The sequence below is a fragment of the Herbaspirillum sp. genome, from assembly GCF_017744395.1.
GTDB lineage: Bacteria > Pseudomonadota > Gammaproteobacteria > Burkholderiales > Burkholderiaceae_D > Herbaspirillum.
The window spans coordinates 890788-906926 of the sequence record NZ_JAGIBI010000001.1 but is presented as its reverse complement, the minus strand read 5'-3'; the positions used below and the strand labels follow the sequence as shown (position 1 = coordinate 906926).

The following is a 16139-nucleotide window of genomic DNA, read 5'->3' as shown; positions in this document are numbered from 1 at the left end:
TGGCCGGTTTCAGGAGGCCATGTATTTCAGGTAATTGTTAAGCGAAGCATCCCGGTCATTGATCTGGATGCCCAGGATCTGGAGGAAGTTGCCGTCGCCGCAACGCGCGTACAGCTTGCCTCCCTCAAAGAACTTGTCTTGCATGCCATGCGCCTTCTGCAGGGCAGGATGGGCGGACGGCGGGACCAACCGGGTTTTCGTGACCGTAATTCTATCACCCGCGATTTCCTCGAAGGCGCCCGGATAGGGGGGCGCCACCGCGCGCACCAGATTATGCACCTCGCGGGCGGTCCGCTGCCACCGGATGCGGCCGTCTTCCGGCTTGCGCCCGCCGAAGTAGCTGCCTTGGGAAAGGTCGTTGGGCAGGCGCGGCGTGCGGCCCGCCAGCATCGCCGGCAGCGCGTTCCACAGCGTCTGCTCGGCGGCCACGACCACCTTGCCGAAGACTTCGTAGGCGGTGTCTTCCGGCAGGATCGGCACGGCCGTCTGCGCCACGATGGCGCCGGCGTCGGGCTTGGCGGTCATCTCGTGCAGGGTGGCACCGGTTTCGGTCTCGCCGTGCAGCACCGCCCAGTTGATCGGCACGCGGCCGCGGTACTTGGGCAGCAGCGAGCCGTGCATGTTGAAGGCGCCGTGCCTTGCCACTGACAGCAGCTCCACCGGCAGCATGTGGCGGTAGTAGAAGCTGAAGATGAAGTCCGGCTGCGCCGCCTGCACCTGCGCCAGCAATTGCGGGGTCTTGGGATCGGCCGGCGTGATGTACGGGATGCCGTTGTCGCGGCATACGCCGGCCACCGAGCCGAACCAGATGTTTTCGGTCGCGCTGTCCTCGTGCGTGACCACCAGCGATACCTGGACGCCGCGCGCCAGCAGCACCTTCAGGCAGCGCACGCCCACGTCATGGTAAGCGAATACGACGGCGTTCATGATGTCTGCTTGTCCTCTTCGGAGGATTGTTCAAGGATGGCCTGCACCACATAGCGCGGGCGCGCGCGCACCTGCATGTAGATGCGGCCGATGTATTCGCCCAGCAGGCCGATGGAGAACAGGATCACGCCCATCAGGAAGAAGGTGATCGCAAACAGCGTGAACACGCCGCCCACTTCGGCGCCGATCAGCAGGCGCCGCACCACGATCAGGATGAACAGCGCCGCCGAGGCGAACGACAGGCCGATGCCCAACAGCGAGAAGAATTGCAGCGGCACCAGCGAGAAGCCGGTGACCAGGTCGAAATTCAGGCGGATCAGGCTGTAGAACGAATACTTGGATTCGCCGGCCGAGCGCTCTTCGTGCTCGACCGTGATCTCGGTCGGATTGCGGGCGAAGGTATAGGCCAGCGCCGGCACGAAGGTATTGACCTCGCGGCACTGGTTGACCAGGTCGATCACGTTGCGGCTGTAGGCGCGCAGCATGTTGCCCTGGTCGGTCATCTTGATGCGGGTGATCTTCTCGCGCAGGCGGTTCATGGCCTTGGAGGCATAGGTGCGCCAGGCCGAATCCTGGCGTTTGCGGCGGATCGAGCCGACGTAGTCGTAGCCTTCGCGCATCTTGGCCACCAGATTGCCGATTTCCTCGGGCGGGTTCTGCAGGTCGGCGTCCAGCGTGACCACGATGTTGCCGCGGGTGGCTTCGAAGCCGGCCATGATGGCCATGTGCTGGCCGTAGTTGCCGTTGAACAGCACAACGCGAGTCACGTCGGGGCGCAGGCGGAATTGTTCGGCCAGGATGCCGGCCGAACGGTCGCGGCTGCCGTCGTTGACGAAGAGGATTTCATAGCTGTAGCCCAAGGCGTCCAACGCCGGGTAGAGGCGTTCGAACAGCTTGGCGAGGCCGGATTCCTCGTTATAAACCGGGATGACGACGGACAGTTCTGGTTTCATCAATGGCTGGTACTGGAATATGTCAAAGGCCCGAAGCCGCGGCGACCGTCAGGCGTCGCGGCATTCAGGCCCGCTTTGGAACTGAAAATGCAAGTGGTGCGAAATTTAAACGGAAAATTGCCGCAAAATCAACGCAAGACCGATTTTACCGTGTCGACTGCGCGTTCCACGTCATCTTTACTCATCGCATTGAACATCGGCAAGGAGACGATGCGCTGCCCCACGCGCTCGGCCACCGGGAACATGCCTTCCTTGAAACCGCGCTCGCGGTAAAGCTTGAGCAGGTGGATGGCCGGGTAGTGGTAGCCGATGCCGACTTGCTTTTCCATCATCTTTTCCATGAAGGCCGCGCGCGTGATGCGCTCCGGCAGCACCAGCTGGAACATGTGCCAGTTGGAGTTCTCGAAATCGGCCACCGGCAACTGGGCGCCGTACTCGGCTTCGAAGTTGTCGCCGAAGGTGGCGAAGTAATGCCTGGCCAGTTCCTTGCGGTGGGCGGTGATGGCGTCGACATGGGCGAACTGGCCCAGGCCGATGGCGGCGGCCACATCGGTCATGTTGAACTTGCCGCCCAGCACGTCCACTTCAAGGCCGTCGAAGCCGCTGCGGGTTACGCCCTGCAGGCGGTACTTTTCGGCCAGTTTGGCTTCATCGGCGTTGTTGAGCACCAGGAAGCCGCCTTCGGAACTGGTGATGTTCTTGTTTGCCTGCAGGCTGAACGAGACGAAGTCGCCGAAGGCGCCGATACGCTTGCCGTTCCAGGTCGAGCCCAGCGCCTGGGCGGCGTCTTCCACCACGCGCAGGTTGTGTTTCTTGGCGATGGCGTACAGGCGGTCCATGTCCACCGGCAGGCCGGACAGGTAAACCGGGATCACCGCCTTGGTGCGTGGGGTGATGGCGGCTTCCAGCTTGTCCAGGTCGATGTTGCGGGTGACCGGGTCGATATCGGCGAATACCGGCGTGGCGCCGGTTTCGATGATCACGTTGGCGGTCGCCACCCACGAGATCGGGGTGGTGATGACTTCGTCGCCCGGACCCACGCCGGCGATGCGCAGCGCGATTTCCATCGTGCAGGTGCCGGAATTGAAGGTGCGCACGATGCGTCCGCCCAGGTACTCGGACAGCGCCTTTTCAAAGGCCTGCACCTTGGGGCCGCTGGTGATCCAGCCGGAACGCAGCACGTCGGCGACGGCGGCGATGGTGGGTTCGTCGATGGTGGGTTTGGCGAACGGGAGGAAGGGCAGGCTCATGAATTCGTTTCTCGTCAGGCAATCACGTTGATGCGCCCCGGGCGCATGGCAGGGCGCTTATTGTAAATCAGCTTCTGGTCAGCAAAACCACGCCGATGATGATGACACCGATGGCCAGCAGGCGCTGGGCCGACACCGCTTCCCCGAGGAAATACCAGGCGCCGACGGCGTTGATGATGTAGCCCAGCGACAGCATCGGATAGGCGATGGTCACGTCCACCCGCGACAGGCCGATGATCCATACCACCACCGAAATCACATAGCACGACAGGCCGCCGATGATCGGCAGTTGCGTGGCCAGCTTGAGGCCGGTGGAGAACCAGTTCTCCGCGGTCAGGTGGATCGCGCCCACGGCGTTGGTGCCGGCCTTGAGCAGCAGTTGCGCCACGGCGTTGAGGCAGATGCCGGCGAAGATGAAGCCGAACGTGGCCAGATTCATGGCGCCACCTTCTTTCCGTTGCCGGCGGCAGCGGCCGCCGGATCGTTGGCCACGATCACGCGGCGCGGGTCCTGGCCGATCAGGCGCATCGGCAGCTTGCGTTCTTCCAATTGCTTATAGATGGTCGGATCGACGATGGCGATATCCTTCTTGCCGGCGGCATGGTCGGCCACCCATTGGGCGACGAAGGCGTCCACGGTCGGCAGCCAGAGCTGCGGTTCCTGTTTCAGTCCGAATTCCATCTCATCGGCGTGCTGCACCAGCGTCATCGTGCGGCGCAGGTAGAACGGCAGCGCCTGCTCATAGCGGCCCACCAGGTAAATCGGGGTATCCGGCTTCAACTCGGCCTGCAGCACCGGCACGTAGTCGACGCCGGCGGAGTAGCGGCCTTGCGGCTCGTGTCCCAGCATCAGCGCCTGGCCGGCGACGAAGGCGGTGGCCGCCAGGACGGTGACGGCCGCATCCTTGTGCTGGCGCGCCAGGCGGATAGCGGCGATGCCGCCGATGAAGAAGGCCAGCGTGGCGGCATAGATATACGGCACGTGCGCCTCGACCAGCGGTTGCGAGAAGGCATCCTTGGCCAGCGAGGGAACGCGCGGGATGAAGGCCAGCCCGATGGCGCACGGCACCGCCACCAGGGAGCCGGCCCAGGCCAGCGCCTTGTGGTCGGCTTGTTCCAGGTAGCAGGCGATCAGCAGGGCCAGCGCCGGGAAGACCGGCAGGATGTAGGAGGGCAGCTTCGAATCCGAGATGCTGAAGAACACGAAGATGAACACGGCCCAGATCAGCAGCAGCTTCTTCGGCTGGAAGCGGCCGCCGTTGAGGGTGTTGTAGCCGCCGGTGTCGCGCTGCTCGCGCACGCCTTGCCACAGGCCCTGGAAGAACACCCCCAGCCACGGGACGATGCCCAGCAACAGGATGGGAATGAAGTAGTACCACGGGCCGGTGCGGCTATGGATCTTGGTGGTGAAGCGCTGGAAATGCTCGTGGATGAAGAAGAACTGCGGGAATTCGGGATTCTTCAGCGAGACCGCCACGAACCACGGCGTGGTGATGGCGAAGAACAGGAGCAGGCCTTTGACCAGGTGCAGCCGTTTCCAGATCGCCCAGTCGCGCGAGAACAGCGTGTACAGCACCAGCACCGCGCCTGGCAGCACGATGCCGATCAAGCCCTTGGACAGCACCGCCAGCGCCATGCCGGCCCAGCACAACAGCATCCAGTTGCGCTGGCTTTCACGCGAGGCCTCGTTGCGCTGGGCCATCAGCAGCGCGCACAGCGAGATGGTCATCATGCCCGACAGGCCCATGTCCAGCGTATTGATGTGGCCCATGCCGGCCCAGAAGAAGCTCGACGCCAGCACCAGCGCGGCATAGAAACCGACGCGGCCGTTGAACACGCGGGCGCCGGTATAGGCCGCCAGGCCGATGCCCAGCAGGCCGCACAGGCCGGTCCACAGCCGCGCCTGCCATTCGCCCAGGCCGAACAACTCGAAGGTGAGGGCATTCATCCAGGTCTGCAGCGGCGGCTTTTCGAAGTACTTGATGCCGTTCAGGCGGGTGGTGATCCAGTCCTGGGTGGCGACCATCTCGCGCGCCATTTCCGCATAGCGGCCTTCATCGGTGGGCACCAGGGTGCGGGCGCCCAGCATCCAGAACCACACCAGCAAAAACAGGATAAGCAACGTCCAGACGAACGCCTTCGATTTGTACAGTTCGCGCATTGAGAGCGGTTCCTTGTGCGTATTTGTTAGGTTTCTTGTCGCGGCAGGTAAACGCCGCTCAGCTCAGTTCTTTTGGGGAATGACCAGCGCCAGCGCCACCTTGCGGCCTTCGGCCATCAGGATGTTGTAGGTGCGGCAGGCGGCCTGGTTGTCCATGCATTCGACGCCGATGCGGCGCGCGGTCAGGGCTGCGATCAGCTTGGGATGGATGAAACGCTGGCGTTCGCCGGTGCCGAGGATGACCACGTCAGGCCGGGTGGCGTCGATCTGCTCGAAATCCGCCGCGGTCAGCGCCTCGAAGCTGGTCACCGGCCACGGCGCCGGTTCGGTTTCGGGCAGTACCACCAGGCTGTGGTCGAAGCGGATCGCATTGAGCTCGACGCCGTCCTCGTCGTAGGCGGTGACGGTCTGGTATTGCTTGGTTTCGGTTGAATGGAGCTTCATCGCAAGATGGGCTGGAAGGCAGGCGGAGCACCGTCCGGCGGGAACGCCGGGATGTCATTCCGACATGCATTGCAGCAATCTGGTCGTAAAGTGCTGCATTGTAGCCGTTTCCTCACCGGGCGCACGCCTATTTGATTGATAAAATGGACAGCTTTGGGCAAAATGGCCGGTTCCCGCCCGCTGGGGCGATGCGTGTCGGCAAGCGTGTTTTCCGCCGCTTTTCGTTGCGCCGCAGGAATTGCAGGAGTTGCCATAAGGTATCGGAAGTAAATCAAAGGATGCGCCGTGATGGAGACGCGGGAGCCCGAAAGGTTCCTGGCCCTCCCGGCGCCAGGCGGAACGGGACCGGCCGGGCAGGCATGCCGCGGCGTCCCGCTTCAGAACGAGTAGAGGAATGGCTGTGCGACCGATTCAGAAATCCAAGAAGCTGGCAGATGTGTGTTACGACATTCGTGGTCCCGTGCTGGAAAAAGCGCGTCAGATGGAGGAAGAGGGCCACAAGATCATCAAGCTCAACATCGGCAACCTGGCCGCCTTCGGCTTCGACGCCCCGGACGAGATCGTCCAGGACATGATCCGCAACATGGGCAACGCCTCCGGCTATACCGATTCCAAGGGCCTGTTCGCACCGCGCAGGTCGGTTGTGCACTACACCCAGCAGAAGAATGTCCAGGGCGTCACCATCGATGACGTCTACCTCGGCAACGGCGCTTCCGAGCTGATCGTCATGAGCGTCAACGCGCTGTTGAACACCGGCGACGAAGTGCTGGTGCCGTCGCCCGACTATCCGCTGTGGACTGCCGCGGTCAGCCTGTCCGGCGGTACGCCGGTGCACTACGTCTGCGACGAGCAGCAAGGCTGGCAGCCCGACATTGCCGACATCAAGAAGAAGATCACGTCCAACACCCGCGCCATCGTGGTCATCAACCCCAACAATCCGACCGGCGCGCTGTATTCGGTCGAGGTGCTGAAGGAAATCATCGAGCTGGCGCGCCAGCACCAGTTGATCATCCTGGCCGACGAGATCTACGACAAGGTGCTGTACGACGGCAACACCCATACCTCGCTGGCCTCGCTGGCCGACGACGTACTGTTCATCACCTTCAACGGCCTGTCCAAGAACTACCGTTCCTGCGGCTACCGCGCCGGCTGGATGGTGGTTTCGGGCGAGAAGAAGCACGCCAAGGATTACATCGAGGGCCTCAACATGCTGGCCTCGATGCGCCTGTGCGCCAACGCGCCGGGCCAGTTCGCGATCCAGACCGCGCTGGGCGGCTACCAGAGCATCAACGACCTGGTCGCGCCCAACGGCCGCCTGACCAAGCAGCGCGACCTGGCGCACAAGCTGCTGACTGAGATTCCCGGTGTGACCTGTGTCAAGCCGAAATCGGCGCTGTACATGTTCCCGCGCCTGGATCCGGAAATCTATCCGATCAAGGACGACCAGGAATTCGCCTACGAACTGCTGGCCGAGGAGAAGGTGCTGATCGTGCAGGGCACCGGCTTCAATTGCCCGACGCCGGACCACTTCCGCGTCGTGTTCCTGCCCAATACCGACGACCTGACCGAGTCGATGGGCCGCATCGCCCACTTCCTCGAAGGCTATCGCCGTCGCCACGGCACCGCGTAATTTGCAGTACCCGCCATGTTCCGGGTTTGGACGTGGCGGCATTTTTCACCAACCACGAAGACAATATGAAATCCATCAAAGTAGGTTTGCTCGGCATCGGCACCGTGGGTTCCGGTACTTTCAATGTTCTCAAGCGCAACCAGGAAGAGATTGCGGGCCGCGCCGGCCGGGGCATTGAAATTACCATGGTGGCCGATCTCAACACCGAGCGCGCCACCGAACTGACCAATGGAGAAGTCAAGGTTGTCAACGACGCCAACCTGGTGGTGAACGACCCTGACATCGACATCGTCATCGAGCTGATCGGCGGCTACGGCATCGCCAAGGACCTGGTGCTCAAGGCCATCGCCAACGGCAAGCACGTGGTCACCGCCAACAAGGCGCTGATCGCCACGCACGGCAACGAGATCTTCAAGGCGGCGCAGGAGAAGGGCGTGATGGTCGCGTTCGAAGCGGCCGTGGCCGGCGGCATCCCCATCATCAAGGCGCTGCGCGAAGGCCTGACCGCCAACCGTATCCAGTGGATCGCCGGCATCATCAACGGCACCACCAACTTCATCCTCTCCGAGATGCGCGACAAGGGCCTGGACTTCGACGTCGTGCTCAAGGAAGCGCAACGCCTGGGCTACGCCGAAGCCGACCCGACCTTCGACATCGAAGGCGTGGACGCGGCCCACAAGCTGACCATCATGGCCTCGATCGCCTTCGGCATCCCGGTGCAATTCGACCGCGCGCACGTGGAAGGCATCACCAAGCTGCAGGCCAGCGACATCACCTACGCCGAGCAACTGGGCTACCGCATCAAGCTGCTGGGCATCACGCGCCAGACCGCGAAGGGCATCGAGCTGCGCGTGCACCCGACGCTGATCCCGGCCGCGCGCCTGATCGCCAACGTGGAAGGCGCGATGAACGCGGTGGTGGTGCGCGGCGACGCCGTCGGCGAGACCCTGTACTACGGCAAGGGCGCCGGCTCCGAGCCGACCGCCTCGGCCGTGATCGCCGACCTGGTCGACATCACTCGCCTGGCCACCGCCGATCCGGAGCACCGCGTGCCATACCTGGCGTTCCAGCCCGGCGCCATGGTCGATACGCCGGTGCTGCCGATGGCCGAAGTCACCACCAGCTACTACCTGCGCATGCGCGTGGCAGACAAGCCGGGCGTGCTGGCCGACGTCACCCGCATCCTGGCGGATTCGTCGATCTCGATCGACGCCATGCTGCAGAAGGAGCCGGCTGAAGGCGAACAGCAGACCGACATCATCATGCTGACCCACCAGACCCAGGAAAAGAACGTCGAGGCGGCCATCGCCAAGATCGAAGCGCTGGAGACGGTGGTAGGCAAGACCACCAAGATCCGTCTGGAAGAGCTGAACTGAGCGGCGGCGGAAATTCTTTTCCGCCAATGAAAAACGGAGCCGCATGGCTCCGTTTTTTTATGCCTGCGCAGGCAGCTTATTTCTTCTTGATCTCGTAGCTGCACACGGCCTGCAGCATGGCGTCGCCCACCGACAATGGCTTCGGTTTCTCGAACTGCATGTTCTTCAGTGCGTCGGTGTGGTCGCGCTTGTCGCCCTTGCCGTCGTTCTCGGCGAAGATGATTTCGCGCACCAGCTTCACGCTGCCGGCCTTGCAGTTGTACTGGTGCAGGTCCTTGTACGACTTGAGCGCGGGGAAACTGCTGTCGCCGGTATTGGTGCGGGCTTCCTTGAAATTCCACATCGACCATGCTTCGCGCAAGCCGCCGGATTCGACGATGGAATCGGTGTCGATCTGCAGTTCGGATTTGTCGGTGCCGCCCAGCGATTGCCAGTTCTCGGCGTGGGCCGGGGCGAGCGCCAGCAAGGCGCCGCATGCGCCGGAAATCGCCAGCAGGGTCTTGAACTTTTGTTTCATGCCGTTTCCATCCTTCTTGAGTTGTATGCCGTCTTTGATGTGGCTGCGGTGCGGGAGTTTCCGCCACAGCGGATGTGCGAAGTGCGGCAGCATAGCCCGGCGCCGCCGGGCTTTCAAGGGTGGTAACGTTTTATTTCATCCGGCCGGCCCGGATTTGTTTTCTTTATGGAAACAAATCCGGGCGCGATCCGGATGCCGGTTCACTTGAAGACCACGGTGCGCTCTTCTTGCGCCGGCGCATTGGCCGGTCCCGCATTGCGCGCGGCGCGGGAGGCGCGCGTGGAGGCGGCCGGATTGAACTGCGCTTCCATTTCGCTGGCCACGGCATCGCCCAGCGAGCGTGAAACCTCTTGCATTACGCGGCTCTTGTTGAGCACGATCCGGGTGCCGGGGGCATTGGCCAGGCGGGTGTCGGAACCTTCGCCCATGGCCGAGAAGGCGGCCTTGATCTCATAGGTCCTGGTATTGATCAGCGAGAACTCGCCCACCAGCTCCAGCGCCAGCGAGTACGACACCGCGTTGGAACCCTGGATCGGATTGGCTTCCTCGCGGAATTCGACATTGTTGATGCTGCCGAACAGCACATAGTCGGCGCCAGGGTAATAGCCTTGCTTGATGCGGGCGATGATGTCGTACAGCTTTTCCGTGTTCTGTTGCGTCCACGGCTTGCCTTGCACCAGGCGGTACGAGCCGGACTTGAGCAGCTCGCCTTTGATGTCGGCGGTGAATTTGCGCAGTTCGCCGCGGCTGATCACGGTGATGCTGCCCGACGCCGCCACCACCGAGCTTTCGCCGCGGCTGGAGGAGCGCTCGGACTCCGAACCCGACGAGCTGTTGGCCGAATCGCGGAAGCGGGCGCTGGAAGAGGAGCTGTTGTTGTGCTTCTCGCGCGCTTCGAAGTATTGGAAATATTCCTTTACCTTCTCTTCGTACGACAAGTCGGTCACGGCGATCTTGGGCAGGTTCTGGGCCGCCGCCGGAGCGGCGGCCAGCATCGCGCCGGCCAGGCAGCCGATCGCGGAGGCGGCGCGCAAAGCGCGCAGGATGGATGCGTTCATGATGGTTCCCTGAAGCGATGGCCGTAGCGGCTTAGCGGCGCGAGGTCTTGCGGATTTCCTTCTCGTCGGCCCATTCGATGGTGCCGGCTTCGATATCGGTCATGATCAGGCTGAATTTGTAGTAGACGTCCTTGACGTCGCCGCCGCGCTTGACGATGGAAGTGATGTTGCCTTCGATGCGGTATTGCGCGCCCTGCATCTTGCCGACCTTGGCGGTGGCCGATTTCTTGTACAGGCCGCTGTTGTTCTGGCGGGTCAGTTCATCGGTCTGGTTCTGCATGGCATCGATGTCGGTGGCGAAGCGCATGGTGCCGCTCTTGACCAGCTGCACGCGGATCGAGTCGGTGATGGAGCGCGTGTCGATGTATTCGCTGGTCTTGTTCTTGACGTCGGCGATGGTGACCAGCGGCTTGCTCTTGTAGCCGCTGGCCGATTGCGCCAGCGAGCGCGCCATCGATTCGGCGATGCTTTGCAGGTCGGTCGAGCCGAATTCGTTGGTCACCTGTTCCACCGCCTTGGCGTCGCCGTACTGGACGTTGCCGCCGACGGTCGGGGTACCGGGCGTGGCGCAGCCGAACAGGGTGGCGCACAAGGCGCACAGGGCGGTGAAGCGGAGTTGCTTGGAATGGGCGATGGCGTACATGGTGTTTCCTTTTTCGGATGGCGGATATGGGAGAGCGGGGCGCGCGGGCGGCCCCGGTTATTTCAATCGGTCAGGGGCTGTTCATGGAGCCGTTGGGCTGGCTCAGCGGGCGGTTGTTGGTGGCGCTGAACTGGATCTTGAAGTCGCGCGCCTTGGTGGTCGGCGCGACGATCTGCAGCGTCAGTTTTTGCGCGCCGTGCAGCAGCACCGGTTTCCACGCCTCGTCGTCCCATACCTGGAAGCCGGCGTCATCGAGCCACTGCACCCGGTAATAGGCGCTTTGCGGGGCGGTGTCCTGGTTGGTCAATTCGGCCTGCACCCGCAGCAGGCCGTTCTGTTCACGCATGCGCAAGCCGGTGAATTGCAGCGAGGCGGGCTCGCCCATGGTTTCGATCTTGGAAGCGATGGTCTGCCCCACGGCTGGCTGCGCCAAAGCCAGCGCGCAGGATGTGGCCAGCACGATCTGGCGTAAGAAGGCTTGCATCTGGGTTCTCCGGTTTTCGATGTGGTGTTGCGTTACTGGTTGGCCGAGGCCGATACCGGCACGATGGCTTTCTTCTTATCGGCAGCATTGGCCTGGGCTTTATCCTTGGCCGCAGCCGCCGCCTTGACGGCATTGTTGGGCGCCGCTTTCTTGCCGGCCTTGGCGACCTTGGTTGCGGGCGGCGGCACGTCCGGGGCGGCCAGGGCCAATGCGGCCTTTTGTTCGTCGTATGGGGTTTGCGCGAGGTAGAGCGACGGTCCCGAGGTGCGCATGGTCACCACGGCGTAATTGCCGGAGAGCTTCACTTCACGCGTCAACGGCGCGGCGCCGGACGGCAGGGTGATGGTGTGGGCGCCGACCGGCAGTTTCACCCGCGCCACCGAGAAGAAGCCGGGCAGGGTGCGCCAGGCGCGTTCGTCGGCCACTTCCGTCACCACCGAACCGACCTTGACGGCCAGGCTCAGCAAGGAGCCGAAGGCGCCCATCGAGCCGGAGTTGTCGTCGAGCGCCTTTTGCGCAACGCCGCGGGTGATGGCGCGCACCGAGGAGCGCGCGATGATGCCGGGCATTTCGTCGGAGAGCGCCTTGCGCGCCATCTGGTCGACGCTGGTCAGCAGGGCTACCGGCGTGGCCTTGCCGTCGATAGTGATGCTCGACGGCACCGCCGAACTGTCGGCGGGGCGGATCACCGGCCAGGAAATCGGCGTGGCGATGATCGACAAGCCGCTGGTGCTGGGGATCGGCAGCATGATCGGCAAGGTCATCGACGTGATGGCCGGGGCGCTGCCGGATTCGATCACGATCAGCGTGTCGACCAGCTTGGGCGAGCGGGCGCGCACGCGGCCGTCCAGGCCTTTGAGACCATCTTCCAGCACCGGTTCGCCGGGACGCATCTCGATCGCCTTGCGGTAGCCGGCAGCGGCCAGCGAAGGTTCGCCCAGGCTTTCATAGACGAAGCCGGCCAGGTAGTTGGCCACGGCCGATTCGTAGGAATTCTTCAGTGCCTGCACTTGCGGATCGGTCAGGGTCTCGACCGGGTAGCCGTTGAGTTCCTTGAACGAGGTCGTCTTCAGCCCCTTGGCTTCCGCGCTGCTCTTGGCGCCTTCCAGTTCCTTGCTGCGAAACTCGGCGATGATGGCCTCGCGCTCGTGCATCTTCTTGATCTCGGTGCGGGCCGAATCCCAGTCGCCGATGGCCAGGTGGTCCAGCGCCAGGCGCAGGTTGATGAAGGTCTTTTCGTAATCGCGGCCATCGTAGCGGCGGGTCGTGTCGTTGAGCACGAAGGAGCCGATGTCGCCCATCAGCTTGGACGGATCCGTCTTGGCCTGTTCTTCCCAGCCGCGCACCTTCTCGTCGGCGGCCAGCCAGCTTTCCTTGCTGGCCTCGTAGGAGCCTTTCATGCGCAGCAGCTCGCCCTTCTCCAGGAAGTAGAGCAGGTCCTTGTCCTTATCGGGATTCTGCTGTTCCAGCGCTTGCAGCGCCAGATCGGGGTTGCCGCCTTGCATGGCGCCCACGGTGCTGTTGGCCTTGTTGGCGTAACCCGTGGCGCAACCGGCTATCAGTCCTGCCGCCATGGTTCCCACACATAGCCGTTTGCCCAGCAAGAGGACGGCATTTGCCCTGCGGCAATTCGAATTGCTTTGCATCATGAATTTCTCCCCGAAATGGCCAGCATCCTCAACCTGCATGTCCCCTGACAATTGCTTTGGCGTTGGCGAAAAGCGAGCAGGATGGGTGTTGTGCACAAGGAAATTCTAGATAAACGCAACAGAAAAAACCTCATCCATTTGAATGAGAAAGTGAAATGTTCTATGCTCGCGGCAGGGAAGGCCAATCAAGCCGCCATCATGAGCGGCACGGGGATAACAATGAGAACCATCGATCGGGAACAGCAATTCGACCGCCTGGTCGGATTGATTTACGAGTCGGTTCAGGATATCGGGCAACTGGTGCCGGCCATGGCGCTGATGTGCAATGAGATCGGCGCGCTGGCGGGGCATTACATCCATATGGACGTGGCGAGCCGGGAAGTATTCAGCTCCCTCATCAGCGACCCCGCTTTCAGCGCGGGCGACGCCGAATACCGGAATTACTACAGCAGCATCGACGAACGCCTGCAATGGGTTGCCACCGGCGCCATCGGCGAATGGCGCACCGACTACGAGCGTTTCGACGAACGTTCGGTACGCCGCAGCGAGATCTACAACGACTTCCTGTTCAAGTACGGCGTGCGCCACCTGATCGTCGGCCGTATCGGCGGCGAAGCGCTGGAAAATGAAGGCTTGTCGTTTTTGCGCCCGCTAGGCGCCAAGCACTACGATGCGCAAGATCTGCAGTTCCTGGAGCGCACGACCGGTCACCTGGTCCGTTCCTCGGTACTGCGGCGGCGTCTGCGCGGCCTGGAGCGCCAGCAGCAGGCCGACCAGACATTATTGAAATACTTGCCCTACGGCACGGTATGGGTCGACGCCGCTTGCCGCGTGGTGTCGTTCAACAACGTGGCGGCGGATATCCTGGCCGGCGCCGACGGCATCTGCGTGAAGGCGCAGCGCTTGTGCATGGCGGATTCGGGCGCCGACGGCATGCTGGCCGCCGCCGTCAGGCAGGCCACCGGCGGCGAGGGCCGACGGGGGCAATGGTTTGCGGCCCGCCGCGAGCGCGAGGCGCCGCCGCTGGTGGTATCGGTCATCCCGGCGCAGGCGGAGCAGCAGGCCGAACTGGTCGATGGCAGCGCGCCGCTGGCGCTGGTGATCCTGCAGGACATGAACCGGCAGCGCCTGCCGCGCAGCGCCGTCCTGCGCAAGATGTTCGCGCTGACGCCGGCCGAGGCCCGCCTGGCCGAGGCGCTGCTCGACAACGAGACCATCGAAAGCTACGCGCAGAAAGCCGACGTGAGCCGCAATACGGTGCGCACCCATATGGCCAGCCTGTTTTCCAAGACCGGCACGCGGCGCCAGGCGGAGCTCTTGCGCATCCTGATGATGGCCGAGCCGCCGATCCACAGCTGAAAATCCGTATCCTGGCTGCGGACGGCTGGCCAAGGGGAGAAAGTGAGCGCGGTGGCGGCGGGGCGCTATAATGTCGGACTTCACCGATTCCCTCGTATTCACGCATCCTGCAGCCACTACACGTCATGCAATACGTCTCCACCCGCGGTCATTCTGCCACTCCTTCCTTTTCCGAAATCCTGCTGGGCGGCCTGGCGCCGGACGGCGGCCTGTACCTGCCGTCGCAATATCCGCAGGTGAGCGGCGCCGAACTGGACCAATGGCGCAAGCTGTCCTATGCCGACCTGGCCTTCGAGGTGCTGAAGAAGTTCGCCACCGACATTCCCGAGGCCGACCTGAAGGCGCTGGCGCACAAGACCTATACCGCCGACGTCTACCGCAACACTCGCGCCGGTGAGGATGCCGCGCAGATCACCCCGCTGCGCACGCTGGAAGACAAGGACGGCAAGAAGCTGGTGCTGCAAGGCCTGTCCAACGGCCCGACCCTGGCCTTCAAGGACATGGCCATGCAATTGCTGGGCAACCTGTTCGAATACGCGCTGGCCAAGAAGGGCGCCGAACTCAACATCGTCGGCGCCACCTCGGGCGACACCGGCAGCGCCGCCGAATACGCCATGCGCGGCAAGCGCGGCATCCGCGTGTTCATGCTGTCGCCGCACAAGAAGATGAGCGCCTTCCAGACCGCGCAGATGTTCAGCCTGCAGGACCCCAACATCTTCAATATCGCCATCGAAGGCGTGTTCGACGATTGCCAGGACATCGTCAAGGCCGTCTCCAACGACCTGGAGTACAAGGCCGCCAAGAAGATCGGCACCGTCAATTCGATCAACTGGGCGCGCGTGGTGGCGCAGGTGGTGTACTACTTCCGCGGCTACCTGGCGGCGACCACCTCCAATGAGCAGAAGGTGTCGTTCACCGTGCCGTCCGGCAACTTCGGCAACATCTGCGCCGGCCACATCGCCCGCATGATGGGCCTGCCGATCGACAAGCTGGTGGTCGCCACCAACGAGAACGACGTGCTCGACGAATTCTTCCGCACCGGCGTCTACCGCGTGCGCAAGTCGGCCGAGACCTACCACACCAGCAGCCCCAGCATGGACATCAGCAAGGCCTCCAACTTCGAGCGCTTCGTCTACGACCTGCTGGGCCGCGACGCCGAACGCGTCAAGGCGCTGTTCCATAAGGTCGAGACCGCCGGCGGCTTCGACCTGACCGGCAAGCCCGGCAGCGACGGCAACGAGTTCGACAGCGTACTCAAGTACGGTTTCGCTTCCGGCAAGTCGACCCATGCCGACCGCCTGGAGACCATCCGTTTCGCCGAAAAGAACTACGGCATCACCGTCGACACCCACACCGCCGACGGCATCAAGGTGGCGCGCGAGAACCTGGCGCCGGGTGTGACCATGATCGTGCTGGAAACCGCCTTGCCGGCCAAGTTCAACGAAACCATCCGCGAGGCGCTGGGCCGCGACGCCGACCGCCCGGCCGGGTTCGAGAACATCGAGGCGCTGCCGCAGCGCTTCGAAGTGATGCCGGCCGACGCCGCCAATGTGAAGAATTTCGTGGCGCAGCACACCGGCCTGTAAGTTTCTTTGGCATGCCAGACGCCGCCCGGGCCCGCAAGCCCGCGCGGCGTTTTTCATGCGCCATGCGCAGGAGGCAATGCTGATCCGCCGTGCCGATTGCATT

Annotated in this window: 15 protein-coding genes; 4 read left to right on the top strand and 11 right to left on the bottom strand. The window is 63.1% G+C overall.

What is annotated here, in order from left to right:
• Window positions 1–9: 9 nt before the first annotated feature.
• The 6 genes from J7548_RS04030 to J7548_RS04005 form a co-directional block, all read right to left on the bottom strand.
• Window positions 10–927 carry a formyltransferase gene (locus tag J7548_RS04030; RefSeq protein WP_290970645.1) on the bottom strand — a complete coding sequence of 306 codons (918 nt, stop codon included), beginning with the start codon at window positions 925–927 and terminating at the stop codon, window positions 10–12.
• A complete protein-coding gene (locus J7548_RS04025) occupies window positions 924–1880 on the bottom strand; it encodes a glycosyltransferase (RefSeq protein ID WP_290970642.1) in 957 nt (318 codons plus the stop codon). The genes J7548_RS04030 and J7548_RS04025 overlap by 4 nt, the downstream gene beginning before the upstream one ends.
• 128 nt (window positions 1881–2008) lie before the next feature.
• Window positions 2009–3130, bottom strand: a complete 1122-nt coding sequence (locus tag J7548_RS04020) for a DegT/DnrJ/EryC1/StrS aminotransferase family protein (RefSeq protein WP_290970638.1) — start codon at window positions 3128–3130, stop codon at window positions 2009–2011.
• A 67-nt stretch (window positions 3131–3197) separates the two neighbouring features.
• Window positions 3198–3569 carry an EamA family transporter gene (locus J7548_RS04015; protein WP_290970635.1) on the bottom strand — a complete coding sequence of 124 codons (372 nt, stop codon included), beginning with the start codon at window positions 3567–3569 and terminating at the stop codon, window positions 3198–3200.
• Window positions 3566–5290 carry a glycosyltransferase family 39 protein gene (locus J7548_RS04010; RefSeq protein ID WP_290970633.1) on the bottom strand — a complete coding sequence of 575 codons (1725 nt, stop codon included), beginning with the start codon at window positions 5288–5290 and terminating at the stop codon, window positions 3566–3568. Before J7548_RS04010 ends, J7548_RS04015 begins: the two co-directional genes overlap by 4 nt.
• 63 nt (window positions 5291–5353) lie before the next feature.
• The gene (locus J7548_RS04005) at window positions 5354–5734 is read right to left on the bottom strand and encodes an Mth938-like domain-containing protein (protein ID WP_290970631.1); all 381 of its coding nucleotides are present in this window, start codon (window positions 5732–5734) and stop codon (window positions 5354–5356) included.
• Window positions 5735–6134: 400 nt separating this feature from the next.
• Here J7548_RS04005 and J7548_RS04000 point away from each other — a divergent pair, with 400 nt between their 5' ends.
• Together J7548_RS04000 and J7548_RS03995 are read left to right on the top strand one after the other, a co-directional pair.
• Entirely contained in the window at window positions 6135–7364 is a 1230-nt protein-coding gene (locus J7548_RS04000) for a pyridoxal phosphate-dependent aminotransferase (RefSeq protein ID WP_290970630.1), read from the top strand.
• Between the two features lie 65 nt (window positions 7365–7429).
• On the top strand, window positions 7430–8740 hold the full coding sequence (locus J7548_RS03995) for a homoserine dehydrogenase (protein ID WP_290970627.1): 1311 nt from the start codon (window positions 7430–7432) through the stop codon (window positions 8738–8740).
• A 76-nt stretch (window positions 8741–8816) separates the two neighbouring features.
• On the opposite strand, the gene J7548_RS03990 is transcribed toward J7548_RS03995, so the two are convergent.
• The 5 genes from J7548_RS03990 to J7548_RS03970 all read right to left on the bottom strand — a co-directional run bounded on the left by J7548_RS03990 (window position 8817) and on the right by J7548_RS03970 (window position 13016).
• Window positions 8817–9257 carry a surface-adhesin E family protein gene (locus J7548_RS03990; protein WP_290970625.1) on the bottom strand — a complete coding sequence of 147 codons (441 nt, stop codon included), beginning with the start codon at window positions 9255–9257 and terminating at the stop codon, window positions 8817–8819.
• 200 nt (window positions 9258–9457) lie between these two features.
• Window positions 9458–10315 carry a hypothetical protein gene (locus J7548_RS03985; protein ID WP_290970623.1) on the bottom strand — a complete coding sequence of 286 codons (858 nt, stop codon included), beginning with the start codon at window positions 10313–10315 and terminating at the stop codon, window positions 9458–9460.
• A 31-nt stretch (window positions 10316–10346) separates the two neighbouring features.
• Window positions 10347–10958 (bottom strand): penicillin-binding protein activator LpoB, encoded by a 612-nt coding sequence (lpoB, locus tag J7548_RS03980; RefSeq protein WP_290970621.1) that lies wholly within the window; start codon window positions 10956–10958, stop codon window positions 10347–10349.
• A 70-nt stretch (window positions 10959–11028) separates the two neighbouring features.
• Entirely contained in the window at window positions 11029–11442 is a 414-nt protein-coding gene (locus J7548_RS03975) for a YcfL family protein (protein WP_290970619.1), read from the bottom strand.
• A gap of 32 nt (window positions 11443–11474) precedes the next feature.
• On the bottom strand, window positions 11475–13016 hold the full coding sequence (locus J7548_RS03970) for a hypothetical protein (RefSeq protein ID WP_290970617.1): 1542 nt from the start codon (window positions 13014–13016) through the stop codon (window positions 11475–11477).
• A gap of 294 nt (window positions 13017–13310) precedes the next feature.
• Between J7548_RS03970 and J7548_RS03965 the strand changes: the two genes are divergently transcribed.
• On the top strand, window positions 13311–14450 hold the full coding sequence (locus J7548_RS03965) for a helix-turn-helix transcriptional regulator (protein WP_290970615.1): 1140 nt from the start codon (window positions 13311–13313) through the stop codon (window positions 14448–14450).
• A 125-nt stretch (window positions 14451–14575) separates the two neighbouring features.
• Window positions 14576–16036, top strand: coding sequence for a threonine synthase (gene thrC / locus J7548_RS03960; RefSeq protein ID WP_290970613.1), 1461 nt, complete (start codon window positions 14576–14578; stop codon window positions 16034–16036).
• Window positions 16037–16139: the final 103 nt, after the last annotated feature.